This window comes from Pseudomonas benzenivorans, from assembly GCF_033547155.1.
Classification (GTDB): domain Bacteria; phylum Pseudomonadota; class Gammaproteobacteria; order Pseudomonadales; family Pseudomonadaceae; genus Aquipseudomonas; species Aquipseudomonas benzenivorans_B.
The window spans coordinates 1013419-1032365 of record NZ_CP137892.1; the positions used below are offsets into that span (position 1 = coordinate 1013419).

General features: G+C 66.5%; 23 protein-coding genes. 11 read left to right on the forward strand and 12 right to left on the reverse strand.

Going from position 1 to position 18947, the window contains the following annotated elements:
• Window positions 1-9: 9 nt before the first annotated feature.
• Together pyk and SBP02_RS04735 are read right to left on the reverse strand one after the other, a co-directional pair.
• Complete coding sequence (gene pyk / locus SBP02_RS04730) at window positions 10-1461, reverse strand: pyruvate kinase (RefSeq protein WP_318645242.1); 1452 nt, start codon at window positions 1459-1461, stop codon at window positions 10-12.
• A 55-nt stretch (window positions 1462-1516) separates the two neighbouring features.
• Entirely contained in the window at window positions 1517-2446 is a 930-nt protein-coding gene (locus SBP02_RS04735; RefSeq protein ID WP_318645243.1) for a universal stress protein, read from the reverse strand.
• 161 nt (window positions 2447-2607) lie between these two features.
• Here SBP02_RS04735 and SBP02_RS04740 point away from each other — a divergent pair, with 161 nt between their 5' ends.
• The 3 genes from SBP02_RS04740 to SBP02_RS04750 are packed head-to-tail and all read left to right on the forward strand — an operon-like array spanning window position 2608 to window position 3861.
• A complete protein-coding gene (locus tag SBP02_RS04740; RefSeq protein ID WP_318645244.1) occupies window positions 2608-2982 on the forward strand; it encodes a tetratricopeptide repeat protein in 375 nt (124 codons plus the stop codon).
• 42 nt (window positions 2983-3024) lie between these two features.
• A complete protein-coding gene (locus SBP02_RS04745) occupies window positions 3025-3447 on the forward strand; it encodes a DUF4124 domain-containing protein (protein ID WP_318645245.1) in 423 nt (140 codons plus the stop codon).
• Window positions 3448-3507: 60 nt separating this feature from the next.
• On the forward strand, window positions 3508-3861 hold the full coding sequence (locus tag SBP02_RS04750) for a PilZ domain-containing protein (RefSeq protein WP_318646301.1): 354 nt from the start codon (window positions 3508-3510) through the stop codon (window positions 3859-3861).
• 75 nt (window positions 3862-3936) lie between these two features.
• On the opposite strand, the gene mqo is transcribed toward SBP02_RS04750, so the two are convergent.
• Window positions 3937-5445: a malate dehydrogenase (quinone) gene (gene mqo, locus SBP02_RS04755; RefSeq protein WP_318645246.1), complete on the reverse strand. Its 1509-nt coding sequence runs from the start codon at window positions 5443-5445 to the stop codon at window positions 3937-3939.
• 461 nt (window positions 5446-5906) lie between these two features.
• The gene (locus SBP02_RS04760; RefSeq protein WP_318645247.1) at window positions 5907-6140 is read right to left on the reverse strand and encodes a hypothetical protein; all 234 of its coding nucleotides are present in this window, start codon (window positions 6138-6140) and stop codon (window positions 5907-5909) included.
• Window positions 6141-6308: 168 nt separating this feature from the next.
• Between SBP02_RS04760 and SBP02_RS04765 the strand changes: the two genes are divergently transcribed.
• Window positions 6309-6893: a YajG family lipoprotein gene (locus tag SBP02_RS04765; protein WP_318645248.1), complete on the forward strand. Its 585-nt coding sequence runs from the start codon at window positions 6309-6311 to the stop codon at window positions 6891-6893.
• 64 nt (window positions 6894-6957) lie between these two features.
• Here SBP02_RS04765 and SBP02_RS04770 read toward each other — a convergent pair whose 3' ends face one another.
• A complete protein-coding gene (locus tag SBP02_RS04770; RefSeq protein ID WP_318645250.1) occupies window positions 6958-7164 on the reverse strand; it encodes a hypothetical protein in 207 nt (68 codons plus the stop codon).
• Between the two features lie 292 nt (window positions 7165-7456).
• Between SBP02_RS04770 and SBP02_RS04775 the strand changes: the two genes are divergently transcribed.
• Entirely contained in the window at window positions 7457-7741 is a 285-nt protein-coding gene (locus SBP02_RS04775; protein WP_318645251.1) for a hypothetical protein, read from the forward strand.
• A 63-nt stretch (window positions 7742-7804) separates the two neighbouring features.
• Here SBP02_RS04775 and SBP02_RS04780 read toward each other — a convergent pair whose 3' ends face one another.
• Window positions 7805-8971 (reverse strand): 1-acyl-sn-glycerol-3-phosphate acyltransferase, encoded by a 1167-nt coding sequence (locus tag SBP02_RS04780; protein ID WP_318645252.1) that lies wholly within the window; start codon window positions 8969-8971, stop codon window positions 7805-7807.
• A gap of 112 nt (window positions 8972-9083) precedes the next feature.
• Between SBP02_RS04780 and SBP02_RS04785 the strand changes: the two genes are divergently transcribed.
• From SBP02_RS04785 to SBP02_RS04805, 5 genes are all read left to right on the forward strand, one after another.
• Entirely contained in the window at window positions 9084-9266 is a 183-nt protein-coding gene (locus tag SBP02_RS04785) for a CPXCG motif-containing cysteine-rich protein (RefSeq protein ID WP_318645253.1), read from the forward strand.
• Entirely contained in the window at window positions 9266-9526 is a 261-nt protein-coding gene (locus tag SBP02_RS04790; protein ID WP_318645254.1) for a putative signal transducing protein, read from the forward strand. Before SBP02_RS04785 ends, SBP02_RS04790 begins: the two co-directional genes overlap by 1 nt.
• A gap of 37 nt (window positions 9527-9563) precedes the next feature.
• Entirely contained in the window at window positions 9564-10181 is a 618-nt protein-coding gene (locus tag SBP02_RS04795; RefSeq protein ID WP_318645255.1) for an SOS response-associated peptidase, read from the forward strand.
• A 102-nt stretch (window positions 10182-10283) separates the two neighbouring features.
• Complete coding sequence (locus tag SBP02_RS04800) at window positions 10284-11105, forward strand: M48 family metallopeptidase (RefSeq protein ID WP_318645256.1); 822 nt, start codon at window positions 10284-10286, stop codon at window positions 11103-11105.
• A gap of 77 nt (window positions 11106-11182) precedes the next feature.
• A complete protein-coding gene (locus SBP02_RS04805) occupies window positions 11183-12172 on the forward strand; it encodes an NAD-dependent epimerase/dehydratase family protein (RefSeq protein ID WP_318645257.1) in 990 nt (329 codons plus the stop codon).
• A gap of 8 nt (window positions 12173-12180) precedes the next feature.
• Here SBP02_RS04805 and SBP02_RS04810 read toward each other — a convergent pair whose 3' ends face one another.
• The 4 genes from SBP02_RS04810 to SBP02_RS04825 form a co-directional block, all read right to left on the reverse strand.
• The gene (locus SBP02_RS04810; protein WP_318645258.1) at window positions 12181-12624 is read right to left on the reverse strand and encodes a ketosteroid isomerase-related protein; all 444 of its coding nucleotides are present in this window, start codon (window positions 12622-12624) and stop codon (window positions 12181-12183) included.
• A gap of 109 nt (window positions 12625-12733) precedes the next feature.
• On the reverse strand, window positions 12734-13315 hold the full coding sequence (locus SBP02_RS04815) for a TMEM165/GDT1 family protein (RefSeq protein WP_318646302.1): 582 nt from the start codon (window positions 13313-13315) through the stop codon (window positions 12734-12736).
• Between the two features lie 296 nt (window positions 13316-13611).
• On the reverse strand, window positions 13612-14610 hold the full coding sequence (locus SBP02_RS04820; protein ID WP_318645259.1) for a class I SAM-dependent methyltransferase: 999 nt from the start codon (window positions 14608-14610) through the stop codon (window positions 13612-13614).
• A gap of 27 nt (window positions 14611-14637) precedes the next feature.
• Window positions 14638-15603, reverse strand: coding sequence for a 2-hydroxyacid dehydrogenase (locus tag SBP02_RS04825; RefSeq protein ID WP_318645260.1), 966 nt, complete (start codon window positions 15601-15603; stop codon window positions 14638-14640).
• A 78-nt stretch (window positions 15604-15681) separates the two neighbouring features.
• On the opposite strand from SBP02_RS04825, the gene SBP02_RS04830 reads away from it, so the two are divergent.
• Window positions 15682-16311, forward strand: a complete 630-nt coding sequence (locus SBP02_RS04830) for a LysE family transporter (protein WP_318645261.1) — start codon at window positions 15682-15684, stop codon at window positions 16309-16311.
• A 21-nt stretch (window positions 16312-16332) separates the two neighbouring features.
• Here the strand turns inward: SBP02_RS04830 and SBP02_RS04835 are convergent, their stop codons facing one another.
• Both SBP02_RS04835 and SBP02_RS04840 read right to left on the reverse strand, forming a co-directional pair.
• Window positions 16333-18162, reverse strand: a complete 1830-nt coding sequence (locus tag SBP02_RS04835; RefSeq protein ID WP_318645262.1) for a long-chain-acyl-CoA synthetase — start codon at window positions 18160-18162, stop codon at window positions 16333-16335.
• Window positions 18163-18260: 98 nt separating this feature from the next.
• Window positions 18261-18914, reverse strand: coding sequence for an iron-containing redox enzyme family protein (locus SBP02_RS04840; protein WP_318645263.1), 654 nt, complete (start codon window positions 18912-18914; stop codon window positions 18261-18263).
• Window positions 18915-18947 lie beyond the last annotated feature (33 nt).

Consider the following 18947-nt stretch of genomic DNA (forward strand, 5'->3'; position numbering starts at 1 on the left):
CGGCGGGCGCTACACCAGCTTCTCGCCGACATGCAGCATCTTCATGCCGTTGGTGCCGCCGATGGTGTGGTAGCTGTCGCCCTTGGTCAGTATCACCCAGTCGCCGGGCTCGACCACGCCACGCCTCAGCAGCTCGTCGACCGCCGCCTGGCTGACCTGCTCCGGGGGCAGCGCGGCCGGGTCGAAGGGCACGGTGTAGACGCCGCGGAACAGTGCCGCCCGGGCCTGGGTGGCGCGGTGCGGGGAGAAGGCGAAGATCGGCACGCCGGAACGGATGCGCGACATGATCAGCGGCGTGTAACCGCTTTCGGTCAGGGCGATGATCGCCTTGACTCCGGGGAAGTGGTTGGCGGTGTACATGGCCGCCAGGGCGATGCTCTCGTCGCAGCGGTTGAAGGTCTTGCCGATGCGGTGGCTGGACTGCTGGCTGGTCGGGTGCTTCTCCGCGCCGGCGCAGATGCGCGCCATGGCCTGCACCGCCTCCAGCGGGTAGGCGCCGGCGGCGCTTTCTGCCGAGAGCATCACCGCGTCGGTGTAGTCGAGCACGGCGTTGGCCACGTCGGAGACCTCGGCCCGGGTCGGCATCGGGTTGTGGATCATCGACTCCATCATCTGCGTGGCGGTGATCACCGCCTTGTTGTGGCGGCGCGCGTGCAGGATGATCTTCTTCTGGATGCCGACCAGTTCGGCGTCGCCGATCTCCACCCCGAGATCGCCGCGGGCCACCATCACCGCATCGCTGGCGCGGATCAGGCCGTCGAGGGTCTCGTCGTCGGCCACCGCCTCGGCGCGCTCGATCTTCGCCACCAGCCAGGCGCTGCCACCGGCTTCGTCGCGCAGTTGGCGGGCGTATTCCATGTCCGCGGCGTCGCGCGGGAAGGACACCGCCAGGTAGTCCAGCTCCATCTCCGCGGCCAGCTTGATGTCGGCCTTGTCCTTGTCGGTCAGGGCCGGGGCGGTCAGGCCGCCGCCGCGGCGGTTGATGCCCTTGTGATCGGACAGCGGGCCGCCGATCAGCACCTCGCAGTGCAATGCGTCGGCGGTGGCGCTGGTCACGCGCATGACCACGCGGCCGTCGTCGAGCAGCAGTTCGTCGCCCACGCCGCAGTCCTTGACCAGGTCCGGATAGTCGATGCCGACGATTTCCTGGGTGCCCTCGGTCAGCGGGTGGCTGGTGGAGAAGGTGAAACGGTCGCCGACCTTGAGCTCGATGCGCTTGCCGGCGAACTTGGCGATGCGGATCTTCGGGCCCTGCAGGTCGCCGAGCAGGGCGACGTGGCGACCGTGCTTGGCGGCCAGTTCGCGCACCAGCTTGGCGCGGGCCTTGTGCTCGTCCGGCGTGCCATGGGAGAAGTTCAGGCGGGCCACATCCAGGCCGGCGAGGATGAGTTTTTCGAGGACTTCGGGCGAGTTGCTGGACGGGCCGAGGGTGGCGACGATTTTGGTACGACGAAAGGTCATGCGCAGACTCCTGAATTGAAGCTGGCCGGGAGGCTACTACGGCGCCCCCCTGTAGTCATCGTTCCTCTGCACTACCTTGCGCCTCGGCTTTCAGGATCAGCAGGTCGCAGGTCACGCTGTCCAGGATGCGCTCGGCGGTATGGCCGATCAGTGCCGTGTCCAGGTGGCCGCGGGCGATGGCGCCCATCAGCAGCAGGTCGATCTGCCGCTCGCCGACGAAGTTCGGCAGGACTTCCTCGGCGAAACCCTCGATCAGATGGGTGTCGGGCAGGGCGATGGGGTAGTGGCCGAGCAGCTGCTCGAAGGCCTCGCGATGTTGTGCGGTGCTGCGTGTCACGTAGTCCTCGTAATTGGTCACCAGTTCGGCGTCGAATACCAGGCTGCGCGGCAGGGGGGCGTGGCAGTGCAGGTAGTGGGGCTGCAGACCGAACTGCTCGCCGAGGTCCATGGCCGCGCTGATCAGCTGGTGGTCGAGGGCCGCCGGCTTATCGGCGCTGTGCAGCGGATCGAGGGCGGCGCACAGCGTGCGCCCCTGCCATTGGCCGTGTTGCACCAGCCACAACGGCACGGGGCAGTGGCGTACCAGCTGCCAGCCGCTGTTGCTGTGCAGCAGGCGTTGCAGCAGGTTATCGCGGTGGGCAATGGACTTGAGCACCAGGTCCGGGCTCATCTCGGCCACTTTCTCCAGGACCAGACCATGGGGTGGCTTGCCCCAGCGCACGTCCAGGTGCAGTTCCAGGCCCTCGGCGCGCAGCGGCGCGACCAACTCCTCCAGCCAGGTGCCGCGCTGCTCGAGCAGGGCGGCGCGGGCCCTGGTCTGCAGAGCGCTGTCGAAGAAGCGGCTGGCCTCCAGGGCGGCACTGTACTCGACCAGCAGCAGGTACAGCTGCGCCTGATTCTGTCGGGCCAGCCACACCGCGCGCTCCAGCGCCGGCTGGCGGGTTTCCTGGGGATCGATGACGACCAGTAGCTGGCGCAGACGCATGGTTCTGAACCTCGCTGGGTGGAGACGGCTTCGGCAGCGCATCGGTACCTATGTCTATCAGCATAGCTGTCCGCACGCCGGTGCCTGTGCCGCGTGCGGGCGCCTGGACCTGCAGATTAGCCGCGACCGGTCGATACACTGGGCAACACGAGGAGAGTCCCATGAGAACCCTGTTGATCCTGACTCTGGCGCTGAGCGCCGCCGGCTGTACCCGTTGGTCACTCGACCACCACCTGAACAGTGCCTACCGGGCCTACGAACGGGGCGACTGCGACGAGGTCATCCTCGAGCTGTCCCAGGCCGAGCGTAAGAGTCGCTCGCGCAGCTACCTGCAGCCGGAGATCTCCCTGCTGCGCGGGCAGTGTCTGGAGCGGCAGAGCCTGTTCGTCGATGCGGCGCAGACCTACCAGTTCATCATCGCTCATTACCCCGGCAGCGAGTATGGCTTCCGTGCCAAGGCCCGCCTGGAAACCTTGCGTCAGCTCGGTCATTATGGCCAGGCGGAGGCGGCGAAGGTCTCGCCTGCCGGGCTCTAGCCGGCCGCGGCCCGCGCCGAAAAACCGTTCAGGGAGGAAAACATGCGCGCATGGCTTTGCCTGCTGCTGCTGCCGGGGTTGGCGGCGGCGGAGATCTATCGCTGGGTCGATGACCAGGGACAGGTACACTTCGGCCAGCGCCCGGCCGCTGCGGGGGCCGAGCAGGTCGAGGTCAGGCCGCAGGTGATCGAGCGCGATGCGGCTACGCGCGAGCGGCTGGAGCGGACCGAGCGCTTCTACGATGCCCGCCGCCAGGAGCAGGCCGAGGCCGACGCGAGCTCGGCCCAGCGCCGAGCCAAGCGTGACCAGGAATGCAGCGACCTGCGCCATCGCCTGGCGCAGCTCCCGGAGGGGCGGCGCTACTACCGGGAAGAGGCGAGCGGCGAGCGGACGTACTACAGTGATGAGGAACTCGACGCCGTTCGCCGTCGGCTCCGCCAGAGCCTGACCGATCGCTGTGCCTGAAGCGGGTTTAACGGCAGTAGTGCGGTCCTACTCAAGGGCCATCCAATGCGATGCGCCACTATGCATGCCCAGCGCCACATCGAACGCCACCAGCTGCCCAGCTACCTGAAGGTGTTCAACCGTGTCACCGACAAGCCGATGGGCTATATCGGCAACGTGTCGTTGGACGGGTTGATGCTGATCAGCCAGTTGCCGATGCTGGTCGGGGCGCGTTTCGAGCTGCGCTTGAAGATCCCCGGGGTCGAGGGGCCACGTTTCGTCGATTTCTCCGCCACCTGCCAGTGGTGCCGGGAGGATGTCACGCCCGGTTATTTCGACTCGGGCTTCGCCCTGGTGGCGCCGCCGGCCGAGTACGTGGAGATGGTCGATGCGCTGCGTCGCTACTTCAGCTTTCGTCTGGCCGCCTCCGCCTAGCGGCGTCTGAGGGCTTGATCCGGGACCATGAAAAAACCGCCCAGGAGGGCGGTTTTTTCATTCGAGGGCGCAGGCTCAGGCCAGTGCCGCTTCCTTCTCGGTCAGTTGCAGCAGCTCATCCGAACGTGCCTGCACTTCGCGGTAGCGCTCGGCATCGCTGGCCAATACCTTGCCCATGGCGGGGAAGATCTCGTTCAGCTTGTCGACCCACTGCTGGGATTTGGACTGCTCGGGGAAGCAGCGCCGGATCAGCTCGAGCATGATCGACACGGTCACCGAGGCGCCCGGCGAGGCGCCGAGCAGGGCGGCGATGGAGCCGTCCTCGGCGGCCACCAGCTCGGTGCCGAACTGCAGGATGCCACCGCGCTTGGGGTCCTTCTTGATGATCTGCACGCGCTGGCCGGCCACTTCCAGGCGCCAGTCCTCGGCCTTGGCCTCGGGGTAGAAGCCGCGCAGGGTTTCCAGGCGCTGCTCCTCGGACTGCAACACTTCCTTGATCAGGTAGCGGGTCAGGTCGAAGTTGTCGCGGGCCACCGCCAGCATCGGCCCGATATTGCTCGGGCGCACCGACAGCGGCAGGTCGAGGTAGGAGCCGTGGCGCAGGAACTTGGTGGAAAAGCCCGCATAGGGCCCGAACAGCAGCGAGGTCTTGCCGTCCACCACGCGGGTGTCGAGGTGCGGCACCGACATGGGCGGCGAACCGACGGCTGCCTGGCTGTAGACCTTGGCCTGGTGCTGCTTGACCACCTCCGGGTTGTCGCAGCGCAGCCACTGGCCGCTGACCGGGAAGCCGCCGTAGCCCTTGCCCTCCGGAATGCCGGACAGTTGCAGCAGCGGCAGGGCCGCGCCACCGGCGCCGAGGAAGACGAACTTGGCCTGGATCTCGCGATGGCTGCCATCGGCCTGGTTCTTGATGCTGACGCGCCAGCCCTGCGGGTTGCGCTGCAGGCCGGTGACCTTCTGGCTGCACTTGACCCTGGCGTCCGGCTGCTTGGCCAGGTGGTCGAGCAGGTGCTTGGTCACCGCGCCGAAGTTGACGTCGGTGCCGCCCAATACCCGGGTGGCCGCGATCGGTTCGTTGGGATCGCGGCCCGGCATCATCAGCGGCATCCACTTGGCCAGGGTGGCGCGGTCTTCGCTGTACTCCATCTCGGCGAAGGCATGGTGCTGGGTCAGCGCCTGGAAGCGCTTCTTCAGGTAGGCGATGCCCTCATGGCCGCGGACGAAGCTCAGGTGCGGCACCGAGGTGATGAAGGACTTGGGCGAGCCGAAGCTGCCCTTCTCGATCAGGTAGGCCCAGAACTGCTTGGATTCCTCGAACTGGGTGTTGATGGTCACCGACTTCTTGATGTCGATCGAGCCGTCCGCCGATTCCGGCGTGTAGTTCAGCTCGCACAGCCCGGCGTGGCCGGTGCCGGCGTTGTTCCAGGGGTTGGAGCTTTCGATCGCCCCGGACTCCATCAGCTCGATGATTTCCAGTTTGATGCCCGGATCGAGCTCCTTCAGCAGCACGGCCAGGGTCGCGCTCATGATGCCGGCCCCGACCAGCACCACATCCAGTGTTTCGTAATCGTTGTGCGCCATTACCACTTCTCCCAAAAATCAGCACCCAGTTGACGGCAAGAGACCTGCGCGTGCGAACACGCGGTTAGAGGTCGCAGAGCAGTCCCAGGGATGTGGAGGTGATGCCAGCGCGTATGCCAGCCGCAAGATCGTTCATTACTCGCCACACTCTTGTGAAGTTGTTGAAACCGTTTTTTCACGCTCTTTTGGAGCGGTGAACCTCAAAGATACGCGTCTGCCAGGGCCGGCCTTTCCATCAGCGCGAAGCTGCCGTGGCAGTACGACGCGGCATGTTTCAGCTGGGCGAAAGGCGGTAACCCTAAGGGCAGCGCGAAGTGGGCGACTCTCTGGGGCGATGCCGATGGCTAGTGCATCAGCGGGACGGCGAGGCCCGATCAGGAGGCGTCCTTATAATCGGGGCGCGATTATAAGGCGAAAGCGGGAAAATTGATCGTCCTGTGTGACTTTTCTTCTTCCGCCGGTCAGGCTGCCAACGCCTTGCCGAGAGACGGATGCGCGGCGACTGGCAGTAGGCGTGCGCTGGCCGGGAGTGGCTGATTCAGCCAGCTCAGGCGTTGTTCCTTGACTTCGGTCCAGCCCGCGCCGGACGGGGCCTGGAGCGATTGGCGGAAGGCGCGGCACAGTCCCCGCTCATCCAGCAGGACGAAGGTCCGCAGCGGCCGGCGAGGAGCGAACAGCGAACGAATGGAAAACATGGGGCGGGCCTCGGGCGATGACGACTAAAGTCTTATGCCAGAGCGCCATGACAGGCCGGTGACAGGAACCGTCGAGGGGGATGCCCGGTCATAAAAGCGACGCTGTTAGCGCATCGAACCGCTGGTTATACTGCCGGCCACTTCGCACCCCGCTATGGAGAGATGAGCATGCTGCATCGCCTGCTGTTTGGACTGATGGCCGTCGCCAGCCTGACCCTGGTCGGTTGTGCTCACAGCCCGCAACAACTCAGCCCGCAACCGAAGATCAACAGCCCCCTGGCCGCCGTCGGCCAGGGCCAGCCGGTGGTGGTGCGCGTGGTGGACGGACGCCCGTCGCCGGTACTCGGCACTCGCGGCGGCCTGTATCCGGAAACCAGCGCCATCAGCGTCAGCGGCCAGGACATCCTGCCCAAGCTGCAGGCCCAGGCCGAGGCCGCGGTGCGCCTGCTCGGCTTCACCCCGACGCCGAACGCCTACAACGCGCCGCAACTGACCCTGACCCTGGCCGAGCTGAAGTACCAGTCGCCGAAAGAGGGGCTGTACGTCACCGAGTCCGACATCACCGCTACCTTCCGCGCCGATGTGCAGAACAGCTCGCGCCGCTACAGCGGCCGCTACGGTGCCTCGCTGAACCAGCGTTTTGGCATGGCGCCGAACCAGGAAACCAACACCAAGCTGGTCAGCGACGTGTTGAGCGACGCGCTGACCCGCGCCTTCAAGGACCCGACCATCGGCCAGCTGTTGCTCCAGTGAGCAGGCAGCCGTAGATAAAAAGCCCGGACATGTCCGGGCTTTTTCTTGGGCGTTGCGCGGTTTTTCAGGCCGCTTCGGCGTACAGCTCCGGCAGGCTCAGGCCGGTGCGCCGGTCGATGTCCGGCAGGTCGTAGTGCTCGTGGCCGCCGAGGGCGCAATAGATCAGCCATTGGTGGTCGTGCACGTTGAAGGACAGGCCGTCGATCAGATCTTGCACCTCGTCCAGCGAGTCGATCAGGTAGTCGCGGTCTAGGGGTTGTGGATTGAGCATGGCAGGGTCTCCGTGACGGATTGAATACGCTGCCGTACGGCGATCACGGTGGCGTAACTGAATAGAATTCAAACCCTAGGCCAGCATTGTGACGATTATGGGGCGTATTCAGACGATTTTGGGATAGCGGCCGCGTTCGTCGGGAGCAAAACTTATAACCACGGGGCTCCGGTAAACTGCCCGGCGTATTTTTCTCCGCTCCGCTCGCACCCAATCGGCCGAGCGGGGCGGGATCGTCCCTATTGTGGTGCGCCTGGCCCGGCCATGCACCGTTGTGATGTGGAGGTTGTCGATGTCCCTGCAGGCGCTCTGGTCGCTGTTTCTCGCCCACCCGGCCCAGCTGGCCAACTCCCTGGCACTGTTCTTCGCGGTGGCGGGGGCCTGGCTGCTGCTGGCCACCCGTCTGCGTGAGCAGCGCGGCCTGGCCCGTTTGGCGGCCGAGAACGAGCTCGAAGGCGGCGCCCAGGCCAGCCTGCTGAGCGAGGCGACGTTACGGATGAACCGCTTCTTCTATCGCTTCGGCTATAGCTGCCTGGGGCTGGCGCTGGCGGTTTCCGGAATCAGCACCAGGTTGTGAGCGGCGCGGTGGAATCAGAAAAAAGGCAGCCTGCGGGCTGCCTTTTTGCATTGCTGGCTGCCCCTAGAGCGGCAAGCCGGCCTTGACCCGGTACTGGTTGCGTACCGGATTGGCGTACTGCAGCACCAGGTAGGGCTGCTGCTCGGCCGGGCAGGCGGCCAGCCGCTGCTGCCACTGCGCCTGGGCGGCGGCCAGCTCCTCGGCCGGGAACAGCTGGGCGGCGTCGGGTACCTGCAGCTCGGGATCGCGTTCGCTCCACATGGCATAGGCCAGGTAATGCACCGGGAACAGGCGATAGCCGCCGAGTATCTGCTTGTCCATCTCGGCGGCCAGCTGCTTGCTGTCCTCCAGGCCGCGGCTCAGCGGCTCGCCGAAGTGCACGTGCACGCGCCCCTTGTAGCCGGTGATACCCAGGGCGATGCTCTGGTCGTCCTCACCGGGGGCCTTGTCGTAGCGACCGGTGCTGGCGCGCACGAACAGTTCGCGGGCCTTGGCCTGGTCGCAGGGGTCGTATTCGTAGCTGATCGACACCGGAGTCAGCTTGAGCGAGGCGATGACCTCGGCGAAGGCCTCGTCCTTGCGGCTCATGTGGAACATCTTGAGGATCGCCGAATCGGTGCGGTCGTCGCCGTCCTTGGCGCGCCCCTCGGCTTGGGCGATCCAGACCGACTCGCCGTCCTGGCGGATCGAGTGATTGATGTAGGCCGACAGCAGCTGGTAGGCGGCGAGTTTCTCGCGGCGGCCGCTGAGCGAGCGGTGCACGATGAAGCTCTTGTTCAGGCGCATCAGGTCGCTGACGAAGGGCTTCTGTAGCAGGTTGTCGCCGATGGCGATGCGCGGTGTCGGCAGGCCGGCGTGATACACCGCATAGTTGACGAAGGCCGGGTCCATGACGATATCGCGGTGGTTGGCCAGGAACAGGTAGGCGCTGCCCGGCTTGAGCCGCTCGACGCCGGAGTAGGTGACGCCGTCGGTGGCGCGCTCGATGGTGCGGTCGACGTAGTGTTCGATCTTGTCCTGCAGCGCCCGCACCGAGGCGACCGGGCGGAATTCACGGCGCAGCCGATAGGCTATAAGGGGTTTGAGCAGCCAGCCCAGGGAGTCGGCCAGGCGCGGAAAGCGGAACTGGGTGAGGATGTCGAGGAACGCCTCGTCGGCCAGCAGGCGTGCCAGTACGGCAGGGACTTCGGCGTCGGCGTAGGGTCGGATGGCATCGAATTCGCCCATCATGCTCTCTTGTCGTAGTTCGGCTGCGGTTAACAGGCCTGTTGTGGGGGAGTGCCCGGTATTCGGGGCCAGCAATAGACCGGCGATTATACGCGCAAGTCACACGGAGACCGCGATGCTGGAAACCCAGGCGTATCGATGCCCCTACTGCGGCGAGACGGTCGAGGCGTTGCTCGACCTGTCCGCCGGCGATCAGCAATACATCGAGGATTGCCCGGTGTGCTGCCGGCCGATCCTCTTCGATCTGCGCAGCGATGGCGTAGACTGGATCTTGGATGTCCGTGGGGAAAACGACTGATGCAACGCATCTACGAGCCGCTGGACCTGATGGAGGGCGAGCTGCTGCTGGGCATGCTGGCCAGCGAGGGTATCGAGGCCCATCTCACCGGCCGCGACCTGCTCGGCGCCGTCGGCGAGTTGCCGACCTGCGGCCTGCTCGGCCTGATGGTCGAGGACCCTCAGGCCGAGCGCGCGCAGCAGCTGATCGCCGCGTACAATGCCGCGCAACCGCTGCCCGGCGATGAGCCGGAGAACACACAGGGCGTCCTCATCTGTTGATCGGCATGGGGCCGCCCACCTGACATCGAGTTGCCCCATGAGTGGACGTTATGCCCTGTTCCGCTGGTCGCCGACGTTCGCGGCGCTGCCCGGCTTTCCCGCCGACCAGCTGCCCCACTGGAATATCGCCCCCAATGCCCAGGTGTTGCTGCTGCGCCACGTCGCCGGCGAGCGCCAACTGAGCCGTGCCCGCTGGGGGTTGACCCCGCCCTGGCTGACCGACCTGTCGAAGACCCCGGCCCAGGCGCGTGCCGAGACCCTGGCCGAGCAGCCGATGTTTCGCCAGGCCTTTCGCCAGCGCCGCGGTCTGTTGCCGGCCAACGGCTTCTATGAGTGGCGCGGCAGCGTGCGCAAGCACCCGTACTGGATGACCGGCGAGGGTTCGCTGCTGTATTTCGCCGCGCTGTGGGAGGCCTATCCGGTCGAGGGGCATGTCTACCTCAGCACCGCACTGGTGACCCAGGCGGCGGCGAACCAGCGGCGGCCATTGATTCTCGACGAGGCGGGGCAGGCGGCCTGGCTGGCCGAGGACACGCCCCAGGCGGAGCTGCTGGCCCTGCTGAGCGCGGCACAGCAGCCCTTGCGCGAGCGGGTGCTGGCCAACCTGGTCAACGATCCCAGGCTCGATGGTCCCGAGTGCCTGACTCCGCTGTAGTCGCGCCGGAACCCGGCAGCGGAGGTACTGGCCATTGCGTCGACTGTTGCCCGCGACAGGTCGGCGGCCTAGCATACGGGCTTATTCAGATGGAGATTCAGCATGAAGCAGTTGTCGTCATTCACCGCGTTGACCGCGGCCCTGCTGCTGGCAGGATGCCAGGCCGTGAACACCACCAGTGGCGGTGCGGTGGGGGTCGAGCGCAAGCAGTACATGTTCAGCATGCTCTCGAGTCAGGAGGTCAACCAGATGTACGCCCAGTCCTACCAGCAGACCCTGGGGGAGGCGGCGAGCAAGGGCAAGCTGGATAGAAGCAGCACCAACGCCAAGCGCCTGCAGGCGATCACCGACCGGCTGATCGCCAAGGCGCCGATCTTCCGTCCCGATGCCGCGCAGTGGCAGTGGGAGGTCAACCTGATCAAGAGCGACGAGCTCAATGCCAACTGCGGACCCGGCGGCAAGATCTTCTTCTACAGCGGCCTGATGGACAGGCTCAACCTCACCGACGATGAGATCGCCGCGATCATGGGCCATGAGATGGCCCATGCCCTGCGCGAGCACAGCCGCGAGGCCATGTCCAAGGCCTACGGCCTGGGGCTCGCCAAGCAGGGGGCGGGCGCCTTGCTCGGCCTGGGCGAGGGCACCATGGCCATCGCCGACGCGGCGGTGGAATACGGCATGACGCTGCCCAACAGCCGCGGCAACGAGAACGAGGCCGACCTGATCGGGCTGGAGTTGGCCGCCCGGGCCGGCTACAACCCCAATGCCGCCATCAGCCTGTGGCAGAAGATGGCCCAGGCCAGCAATGGCGCGCCGCCGGAGTTCATGAGCACGCACCCCTCTTCGAGCAGCCGGATCGCCGCGCTGCAGGCGGCCATTCCCAAGGTCATGCCGCTCTACGAACAGGCCAAAGCCGCGCGCTGATTGCGGCGGGCTGCCCATTCGCCCAGTGCCCGGTCTCCGGCGCTGGGCGTTTTCGTTTCCCTGCACAAGGAGCGGCCGTGAAGCTTGCCGTGTTCGGTGCCACCGGCCTGCTGGGCCATCATGCCGCCCGCGCCATCAAGGCGGCGGGCCATCAGTTGCGGCTGATTCACCGCCCGTCTTCGCGTATCGAGCGCCTCGCCTATCTGGGGGCCGAGTGTCGGGCTGCCGAGTTGTTCGACCATGCCGAGTTGTGCCGGGCGCTGGACGGCGTCGATGGCGTGCTGTTCTGCGCCGGCCACTACCCGAGCCAGCCTCGGCGCTGGCAGGATGAGGTGGCCTGTGCCCTGGACCAGAGCAATCACTTCTATGCCGCCTGCCTGGCCGCCGAGGTGCCGCGCATCCTCTATGTCGGTGCGGCTATCGCGCTGCCGCGGCATCCGCAGGGGGTGGCCGGGCACGAGGGGCTGTTCTACGAGGGCATGCCACGCTGGCGCAATCCTTATCTGCTGTGCAAATGGGCCCTGGACGAGCAGGCCCGCGAGCAGGCCCGCTGTGGTTTACCGGTGGTGATCGCGATTCCGGGCATGGCCCTGGGCGCCTTCGATGCCGGCCCGAGCACCGGGCGGCTGATCACCGCGATCGCCAACGGCGTGATGCGCTACTTCGTGCCGGGCCGGCGCAACCTGATCGACGCGGCGGAGGCCGGGCGCGGGCTGTTGCTGGCCCTGGAGCGGGGCCGGGTTGGCGAACGCTATCTGCTCACCGGGCAGAATATCCAGCTGGCCGAGCTCACCGGCCGCATCGCGGAGCTGGTGGGTGTGCCGGCGCCGCGGCCGATGCCCCTGGCGCTGGCCCGGGGTGTGGCGGCACTGGGCCGGTTACGCTATCGGCTGACCGGGCAGGCACCTTTGCTGGACGACACGGCGCTGGCGGTGATGGCGGGGGGGCAATACCTCGACGGCAGCAAGGCGCGCGAGGAACTGGGATTCGTTGCCGAGCAAACCCTGGATGACACCCTGGGCCGGGCCATCCAGTGGTTTCGCGAGAACGGTTATATCGAGGGGTGAGGCTGGCCTCAGGGCAGGGCCTTCTCCGCGTAGGGGCGGGCATCCAGGCCGAGCTGGGCGCGGAAGCTTTCCATGTCGAACATGGTGCAGATCTCCTGGACCTCGTTGGCGGGCGTCAAGGTCCAGAAGGCCATGGCCGAGATGCTCAGCACCTTGTCGCTGGGGGGGTAGCCCAGGGCCGGCTGCTCGATGGTGCCGATCAGGGTGCTCCAGGTGACCACCTTGTTGCCCTCGGCGACGCACTCCTCGACCACCACCTCCAGGTCCGGCATGGCGCGGCGGATTTCCCGCACCAGCTGGGCGAAAGACGGGCTGTTCAGCGGCCGCCCGGCGAAGGAGCTCTTGTACAGGAAGTCCTGGCTGTGCAGCTGCTCGACCAGGGCCAGGTGGCCCTTGTTCCAGGACAGGTCGATATGCCGACGAACCAGTTTTTTACGCTCTTCCAATGACATGACGCCCTCCATGACGGCCAACGAGACTGAGCAAGATCTTGCGCAGGATATCAGCAGTCGTTCGGCTGGGGTATTGGCACCAACTGCTGCCCAGGGCCGTGGGCCAGCATCAGGCCGCGCCGCCGAGCTTGAGCGCCTGGTAACCGCTGTAGAGCGCCAGCGTGGCGAAGGCGCAGGCCGCCAGGCGACGGATCAGGACCAGCGGCAGGCGCTCGGCGGCGAAGTTGCCGGCCAGTACCACCGGCACGTTGGCGAGCAGCATGCCCAGAGTGGTGCCGATCACCACCAGAACGAAGTGCGGGTATTGCGCGGCCAACATCACGGTGGCGACCTGGGTCTTGTCGCCCATCTCGGCGAGGAAGAAGGCGACCAGGGTGGTGAGGAAGGCGCCATGCTGCCTGAACCGGCTGCCCTCGTCCTCGTCCAGGCGATCGGGGATCAGCGTCCACAGCGCCACTGCGGCGAAGCTGGCGGCAAGCAGCCAGCCGATCTGGGCGGGGGCGAGCAGGCCGGCGACCCAGGTGCCGAGGGCTCCGGCGGCGAAATGGTTGGCCAGGGTGGCGGCGAGGATGCCGGCGATGATCGGCCAGGGGCGGCGGAAGCGTGCGGCCAACAGCAAGGCGAGCAGCTGCGTCTTGTCGCCGATTTCGGCCAGGGCGACGATCAGGGTCGGGACGAACAGGGATTCCAGCATCGAAGTTCCAGAGGGGCGGGTCGACTCGGCTATGACACGTACGACCTTCCCGCCCCGGGTGAGGTGTGCGTGTCATAGGTCTTGTCAAACCCTGGCGCTTGCCGCGTACTGCTGTGGGCAAGCCGCCGATCCGCTGGGCGGACCTCGGGTCGCGCGCGCCATGGCCGGTTGACCAAGTATGTTGACGCGCGCCGGGCGAGCGGGCATTGCTGCGGCGCTCGCGGGAGACTACTCCCCTAGGACGGGCGCATTGTGCCCAGTCGACCGGTTTCGGGCAAGGCCGATCTGCCGGCTCAGCGCGGGCTGGCGCGATAGACGCGAAAGCCGTCGGCCTCGGCCAGGGTCTGGCAGGGGCCCAGGTGCTGTTCGATCAGCGGTGGGTATTTGAGGAAGCTGTTGGCCACCAGGCGCAGCTGGCCGTGCGGCTGCAGGTGTTGGGCCGCCTGGCGCAACAGCTGTTCGGTCGCCTGGTAGTGGGTGTGTACGCCCTGGTGGAAGGGCGGGTTGCTGAGAATGGCACTCAGCGCCCTGGGCGCGGCCGCGATGCCGTCGCCGCTGATGACCTCGGCCTCCAGGCGGTTCGCCGCCAGGGTCAGGCGGCTGCTGGTCACGGCGAAGGCGTCGACATCCAGCAGCGTCACCTGGCTCTCGGGGTAGCGCCGTTTCAGGGCTGCGCCGAGCACGCCGGCGCCGCAGCCGAAGTCCAGCAGATGGCCGCTCGGCAGCTGTTCCAGGTGCTGCAGCAGCAGGGCGCTGCCAAGGTCCAGGCGGCCATGGCTGAATACTCCGGGCAGGCTGACCACCTGCAGCGGGCCGTCCTCCAGCTGCAGGCTGTAGTGTCGGGCCAGGGCCTGCAGGTCGGGGGTGGCAGGCACCTGCTCCACCTGCACCTGCCACAGTTGACAGTGGCGGGCGCTGTCGAGCTTGCGCGGCGTGCCGAAGGCCGCCAGCTGCTTGGCCGCGCGCTCGATGCCGGCGCGCTTCTCGCCGACCAGAAACAGCGGGCGACCGCCCAGGCGGGCGGCCAGGGCGGTCAGCAGGTAGTCGGTCAGTTCGCGGGATTTCGGCAGGAACAGCACCGCGGCTTCCCACGCCTGCTCCGTCGGGCTGACGCCGAACTGGCTGCGTCCGGTGAAGCGACTCTCCAGGGCGCCCTGCTCGCCGGCGTGCCAGCTCCAGCCGCGGGCTTCGGGCAGGTGGCCGAGCAGGTCGTCGGCCGGCAGCCCGGCCAGCAGGGTCTGGCCGGCAAAGAGTTCGGCCTGGCGCAGCAGCACTTCGCTTCGCGGGTCCATATGCTCTCCTCGCAAAAGCCGCGAAGCTTAGCCGACTACCCGGCGCGGCGCACCGGAGAAGAAGGCCCGGGCGTTCTCCATCATCTGCATGACGATGCGCTGGCGTGCCTCGCGGCTGCCCCAGGCGCTGTGGGGCGTGACGATCAGGCGCGGGATGTCGGCGGCCAGCAGGGGATTGCCGTCCCGCGGCGGCTCCTGGGTCAGCACGTCGGTGGCGGCGCCGCCCAGATGGCCGCGCCGCAGGGCGTCGGCCAGGGCCTGTTCGTCGACCAGGCCGCCGCGGGCGGTGTTGATCAGGAAGGCCCCCGGTTTCATCAGGCCCAGTTCGTCTTCGCCGATCAGGTTGGTCGTCGCCGCGTTCAGCGGGCAATGCAGACTCAGGGCGTCGACCTGGGGCAGTAGCTCGTCCAGGGGCAGGCGGTCCTGGCGGGGCGGACGCCCCGGCAGCTGGCCGAGCAGCACCCGCATGCCGAAGGCCTCGGCCAGGCGGGCCACCGCGCCGCCCAGTTCGCCATGGCCGAGCAGGCCGAGGGTCTTGCCCTCCAGCTCGACTATGGGATGGTCCAGCAGGCAGAATTGCTGCGCCTGCTGCCAGCGGCCGGCGCGGATGTCCTGCTGGTAATCCGGCAGGCGCGTGGCCAGGGCCAGCAATAGCATCAGGGTGTGCTGGGCCACCGAGGGCGTGCCATAGCCTTGGCAGTTGCTCACGGTGACGCCCCCGGCGCGCGCCGCGGCCAGGTCGACGTTGTTGGTGCCGGTGGCGGCGACCAGCACCAGCTTCAGGTCGGGGCAGGCGGCGAAGGTGGCCGCATCGAGCGGTACCTTGTTGCTGATGGCCACCTGGCGGCCCTGCAGGCGCTCGATGACCTGTTCCGGCGTGCTGTGCTCATGCAGCTGCAAAGTGGTGAAGCACTGCTCGAGGGGGGACAGGTCGAGGTCGCCGAGGTCCAGTGAGCGGTGGTCGAGAAATACCGCGTGGTTGTCGTTGCTCATCGCTGTACCTTTCCTAACTGCCCTGACGAGGGGTAATGTGGCGAGCCTAACAGACTCAACGGACGTCGCGGAGGTGGCATGTACTGGGCTGAATTTCTCACTGTGGCGCTGATCCATCTGCTGGCCGTGGCCAGCCCCGGCCCCGACTTCGCCATTGTCGTGCGCGAAAGCGTGGCCTATGGACGGCGCGCCGGCATCTTCACCGCGCTGGGCGTGGGCAGCGGCATCTTCGTGCACGTGGCCTATTCGTTGCTCGGCATCGGTTTGATCGTGTCGCAGTCGATCGTGCTGTTCAACGCGCTGAAGTGGGCGGCGGCGGCTTACCTGCTGTACATCGGCATTCGCGCGCTCCGGGCCAAGGCCAGCGCTCCGGCCGGCGCCGAGCCAGGGGCGGGAGCGAGCGGGCGGACGGCTCGCGCGGCCTTCGTCACCGGCTTCGTCACCAATGGCTTGAACCCCAAGGCCACGCTGTTCTTCCTGTCCCTGTTCACCGTGGTGATCGACCCGCATACCCCGCTGATCGTGCAGGCCGGCTATGGCATCTACCTGGCGGCGGCCACGGCGCTGTGGTTCTGCCTGGTGTCGCTGCTGTTCAGCCAGGCGCGGGTGCGCGCCGGGTTCGCCCGGCTCGGCCATTGGTTCGACCGCCTGACCGGCGCGGTGCTGGTGGGGCTGGGGGTGAAGCTGGCGTTCAGCGAGATGCGCTGAACGCCAGCTTGGGGGCTCCTCTCAGTAGCGGTGCTGACCTGCACCTATGGCCTGGAATAGCTCCGCGTCCACCAGGCGGTAGCCGCTGGTGCCGGGTAGCCAGGCATAAATCGGTTCGCCGTTGCTTTGCCCGGGGTCGAAGGCCTGTTGTTTGAGGGCCTTCTTCTGGTACTTGAAGGTCCCGGTGGTTTCCATGTCCGGTCGCAGGCGAATGAACAGCGGTACGGCATAGTGCGGCAGCTTGCCCTGGGCGAAGCGCAGCAGGTCGTCCAGGTCCAGGGGTTGATCGGCATCGGCCAGGGTCAGCGCGGCCATGCCGGCGCGCCCGTTGGTGTTGGGGACCTCGACACCGTAGACCACTGCCTCGGCGATCCGCGGGTGCTGGAGCAGCAGGTTCTCCACCTCGGTGGTCGACACGTTCTCGCCCTTCCAGCGGAAGGTGTCGCCCAGGCGATCGACGAACTGGGCATGGCCCCAGCCGATGTCGCGCAGCATGTCGCCGGTGTTGAAGTAGCGATCGCCTTTCTCGAACACGTCCTGCAGGATGACCTGGCGCGTCTTCTCAGGGTCGGTGTAGCCGTCCAGCGGGGCCTTGTCGTCGACCTTCGCCAGTAGCAAGCCCTGGCCGCCCTTGGCTACCCGTTTGAGGAAGCCATGGCTGTCGCGCACCGGCTCGCCTTTCTCCTGATCGTATTCGACCAGGGCCCAGGACATCAGGGAAAATCCTATGGTGTTGTCGAAGTTGAGCACGTTGCTGAAGCCGATGTTGCCTTCGCTGGCGGCATAGAACTCGCAGACATGGCCGATGCCGAAGCGCGCCTTGAATGGGGTACCGACGCCTGGGCGCAGGCCGTTGCCGACCATCTTCACCACCGGGTTGTCCGCGTCGTCCGGGCGTGGCGGCTGATCCAGCAGGTAGCGACAGAGTTCGCCGACATAGCCGATGGTGGTGGCGCGGAACTTGCGCACATCCACCCAGAACGCGCTGGCGCTGAACTTGCGGCGGATGGCCAGGGCGCCGGCGCCGGCCACGGCCGAGCCCCAGCAGACGCACAGACCCGTACCGTGGTAGAGCGGCAGGGTGCAGTAGAGAACGTCCTGGGGGCGCATATCCAAGGCGATGATGCCGAAGCCGGCATGGGTCTTCATCCAGCGCCCATGCTTGAAGATGCCGGCCTTGGGCAGGCCGGTGGTGCCCGAAGTGTAGATGTAGAAGCAGGGGTCGTCGGCGAATACCTGCTGGGTGCTGGCCGGATTGTGGACGGGCTGGTTGCGGGACTCCTCCAGCAGGCTCAGGTAGCCGCCGGGAGCCGGCGTCTGGGCACCGTGTTCGGCGACGAAGAAGGTCCGGTCGGGCGGCAGAGCGATCTGCTCGCGCACCTCGGCATAGGCTCCCAGCAGCTCCTCGCCGACCACAACCGCGGCTGGGTTGACCAGCTTGAGGCTGTGGGCCAGCACGTCGCGGGTCTGCGAGGTGTTGAGCATGGCGCATATGGCGCCGAGCTTGGCCGCTCCCAGCACGGTGAACAGCAACTCCGGACGGTTCTCGAGGAAGATGCCGATCACGTCGCCTTTGCCGATGCCCTGCAGGGCCAGATAGTGGGCGATGCGATTGGCCCGTTGGTTCATCTCCAGATAGCTGAAGCGGCTGTTCTCGTAGAGCAGGGCGGTGCCGTCTGGGTTGCGTTGGGTGGCCTGCTCGACGCTCCAGCCCAGGCCGCAGGCCTGGGTCGGCGAGGACACCTTGGAGAGCCTCAGGCCCCTGATAGCCCGGGGCAGACTCTGCAGGATGCGGGGGGCCTTTCTGGCCATCTTGCCCCAGGTGATCATGTCGCTGCTTGTCGTGTGCATGGCAGGTCCCTTGTATCGACTTCTATGGGGGAGTCATGGCGGTATGCGGGAGGTGCCCGGCGCAGCCCTTTCCCAGGGACCGCGCCGTGGCGCTCGGTCTAGAACTCGTTGGCGACCGATTCGAGAATCTGTCCGGTGAGGAATAGGGTGGTGCGCGCCACCTGCTTCACCGCTTCCTTGTCCTCGTCGCTCTCGACCCAGCGGATGATGGCGTTGTTGACGTCTTCGGCATGTTTGGCATCGATGACCGAGTGGGCGATGAAGAACGTCAGTTGCTTGTCGCTGAGGCCCAGCCGGTTCTTGCACACGTCCAGCAGCGGAGCGAGGTGTTCATAGGAGTCCTCGGCCCAGAAACTGTAGCCCAGCCGAGGAATGACTCCGCCGCGGATGGCCAGGCTGAACAGGTATCCGTTGAGGGCTTCGGTGGCGGGCAGCGGTTTGCGCTCGAAAACACTGGGATCTACGCCGATTGAGGCGAGGTCGTTGACTACCATGTTCTCGTGCCCCAGCTCTTCCAGGGCATGCTTCATGGCGAAGCGCAGCAGGCCGACCCGCTTGTGGTCTTCTCCGAAGGTGGCGGCGGCCTGGTTGATGGCGTTGTTCTTGGTGTAGTGAAACACCTCAACCATGGCGCGAATATAGAGTTCGCGTTGCAGTTCGGAGTTTTGCACCAGGCGGAAAAAACGCCCGGCCTTAATTTTGGCCCATTCCGCGTCACATACATCCTTGAGTTCGTCTATGAAGTTGCTCATGTCATCTCCCTGATTAGATATCGATGCCCCTGG

Coding starts and splice junctions, on each gene's coding strand:
- pyk (WP_318645242.1), bottom strand. CDS start 1,461: ATGACCTTTCGTCGTACCAAAATCGTCGCCACCCTCGGCCCGTCCAGC.
- SBP02_RS04735 (WP_318645243.1), bottom strand. CDS start 2,446: ATGCGTCTGCGCCAGCTACTGGTCGTCATCGATCCCCAGGAAACCCGC.
- SBP02_RS04740 (WP_318645244.1), top strand. CDS start 2,608: ATGAGAACCCTGTTGATCCTGACTCTGGCGCTGAGCGCCGCCGGCTGT.
- SBP02_RS04745 (WP_318645245.1), top strand. CDS start 3,025: ATGCGCGCATGGCTTTGCCTGCTGCTGCTGCCGGGGTTGGCGGCGGCG.
- SBP02_RS04750 (WP_318646301.1), top strand. CDS start 3,508: ATGCATGCCCAGCGCCACATCGAACGCCACCAGCTGCCCAGCTACCTG.
- mqo (WP_318645246.1), bottom strand. CDS start 5,445: ATGGCGCACAACGATTACGAAACACTGGATGTGGTGCTGGTCGGGGCC.
- SBP02_RS04760 (WP_318645247.1), bottom strand. CDS start 6,140: ATGTTTTCCATTCGTTCGCTGTTCGCTCCTCGCCGGCCGCTGCGGACC.
- SBP02_RS04765 (WP_318645248.1), top strand. CDS start 6,309: ATGCTGCATCGCCTGCTGTTTGGACTGATGGCCGTCGCCAGCCTGACC.
- SBP02_RS04770 (WP_318645250.1), bottom strand. CDS start 7,164: ATGCTCAATCCACAACCCCTAGACCGCGACTACCTGATCGACTCGCTG.
- SBP02_RS04775 (WP_318645251.1), top strand. CDS start 7,457: ATGTCCCTGCAGGCGCTCTGGTCGCTGTTTCTCGCCCACCCGGCCCAG.
- SBP02_RS04780 (WP_318645252.1), bottom strand. CDS start 8,971: ATGATGGGCGAATTCGATGCCATCCGACCCTACGCCGACGCCGAAGTC.
- SBP02_RS04785 (WP_318645253.1), top strand. CDS start 9,084: ATGCTGGAAACCCAGGCGTATCGATGCCCCTACTGCGGCGAGACGGTC.
- SBP02_RS04790 (WP_318645254.1), top strand. CDS start 9,266: ATGCAACGCATCTACGAGCCGCTGGACCTGATGGAGGGCGAGCTGCTG.
- SBP02_RS04795 (WP_318645255.1), top strand. CDS start 9,564: ATGAGTGGACGTTATGCCCTGTTCCGCTGGTCGCCGACGTTCGCGGCG.
- SBP02_RS04800 (WP_318645256.1), top strand. CDS start 10,284: ATGAAGCAGTTGTCGTCATTCACCGCGTTGACCGCGGCCCTGCTGCTG.
- SBP02_RS04810 (WP_318645258.1), bottom strand. CDS start 12,624: ATGTCATTGGAAGAGCGTAAAAAACTGGTTCGTCGGCATATCGACCTG.
- SBP02_RS04820 (WP_318645259.1), bottom strand. CDS start 14,610: ATGGACCCGCGAAGCGAAGTGCTGCTGCGCCAGGCCGAACTCTTTGCC.
- SBP02_RS04825 (WP_318645260.1), bottom strand. CDS start 15,603: ATGAGCAACGACAACCACGCGGTATTTCTCGACCACCGCTCACTGGAC.
- SBP02_RS04830 (WP_318645261.1), top strand. CDS start 15,682: ATGTACTGGGCTGAATTTCTCACTGTGGCGCTGATCCATCTGCTGGCC.
- SBP02_RS04835 (WP_318645262.1), bottom strand. CDS start 18,162: ATGCACACGACAAGCAGCGACATGATCACCTGGGGCAAGATGGCCAGA.
- SBP02_RS04840 (WP_318645263.1), bottom strand. CDS start 18,914: ATGAGCAACTTCATAGACGAACTCAAGGATGTATGTGACGCGGAATGG.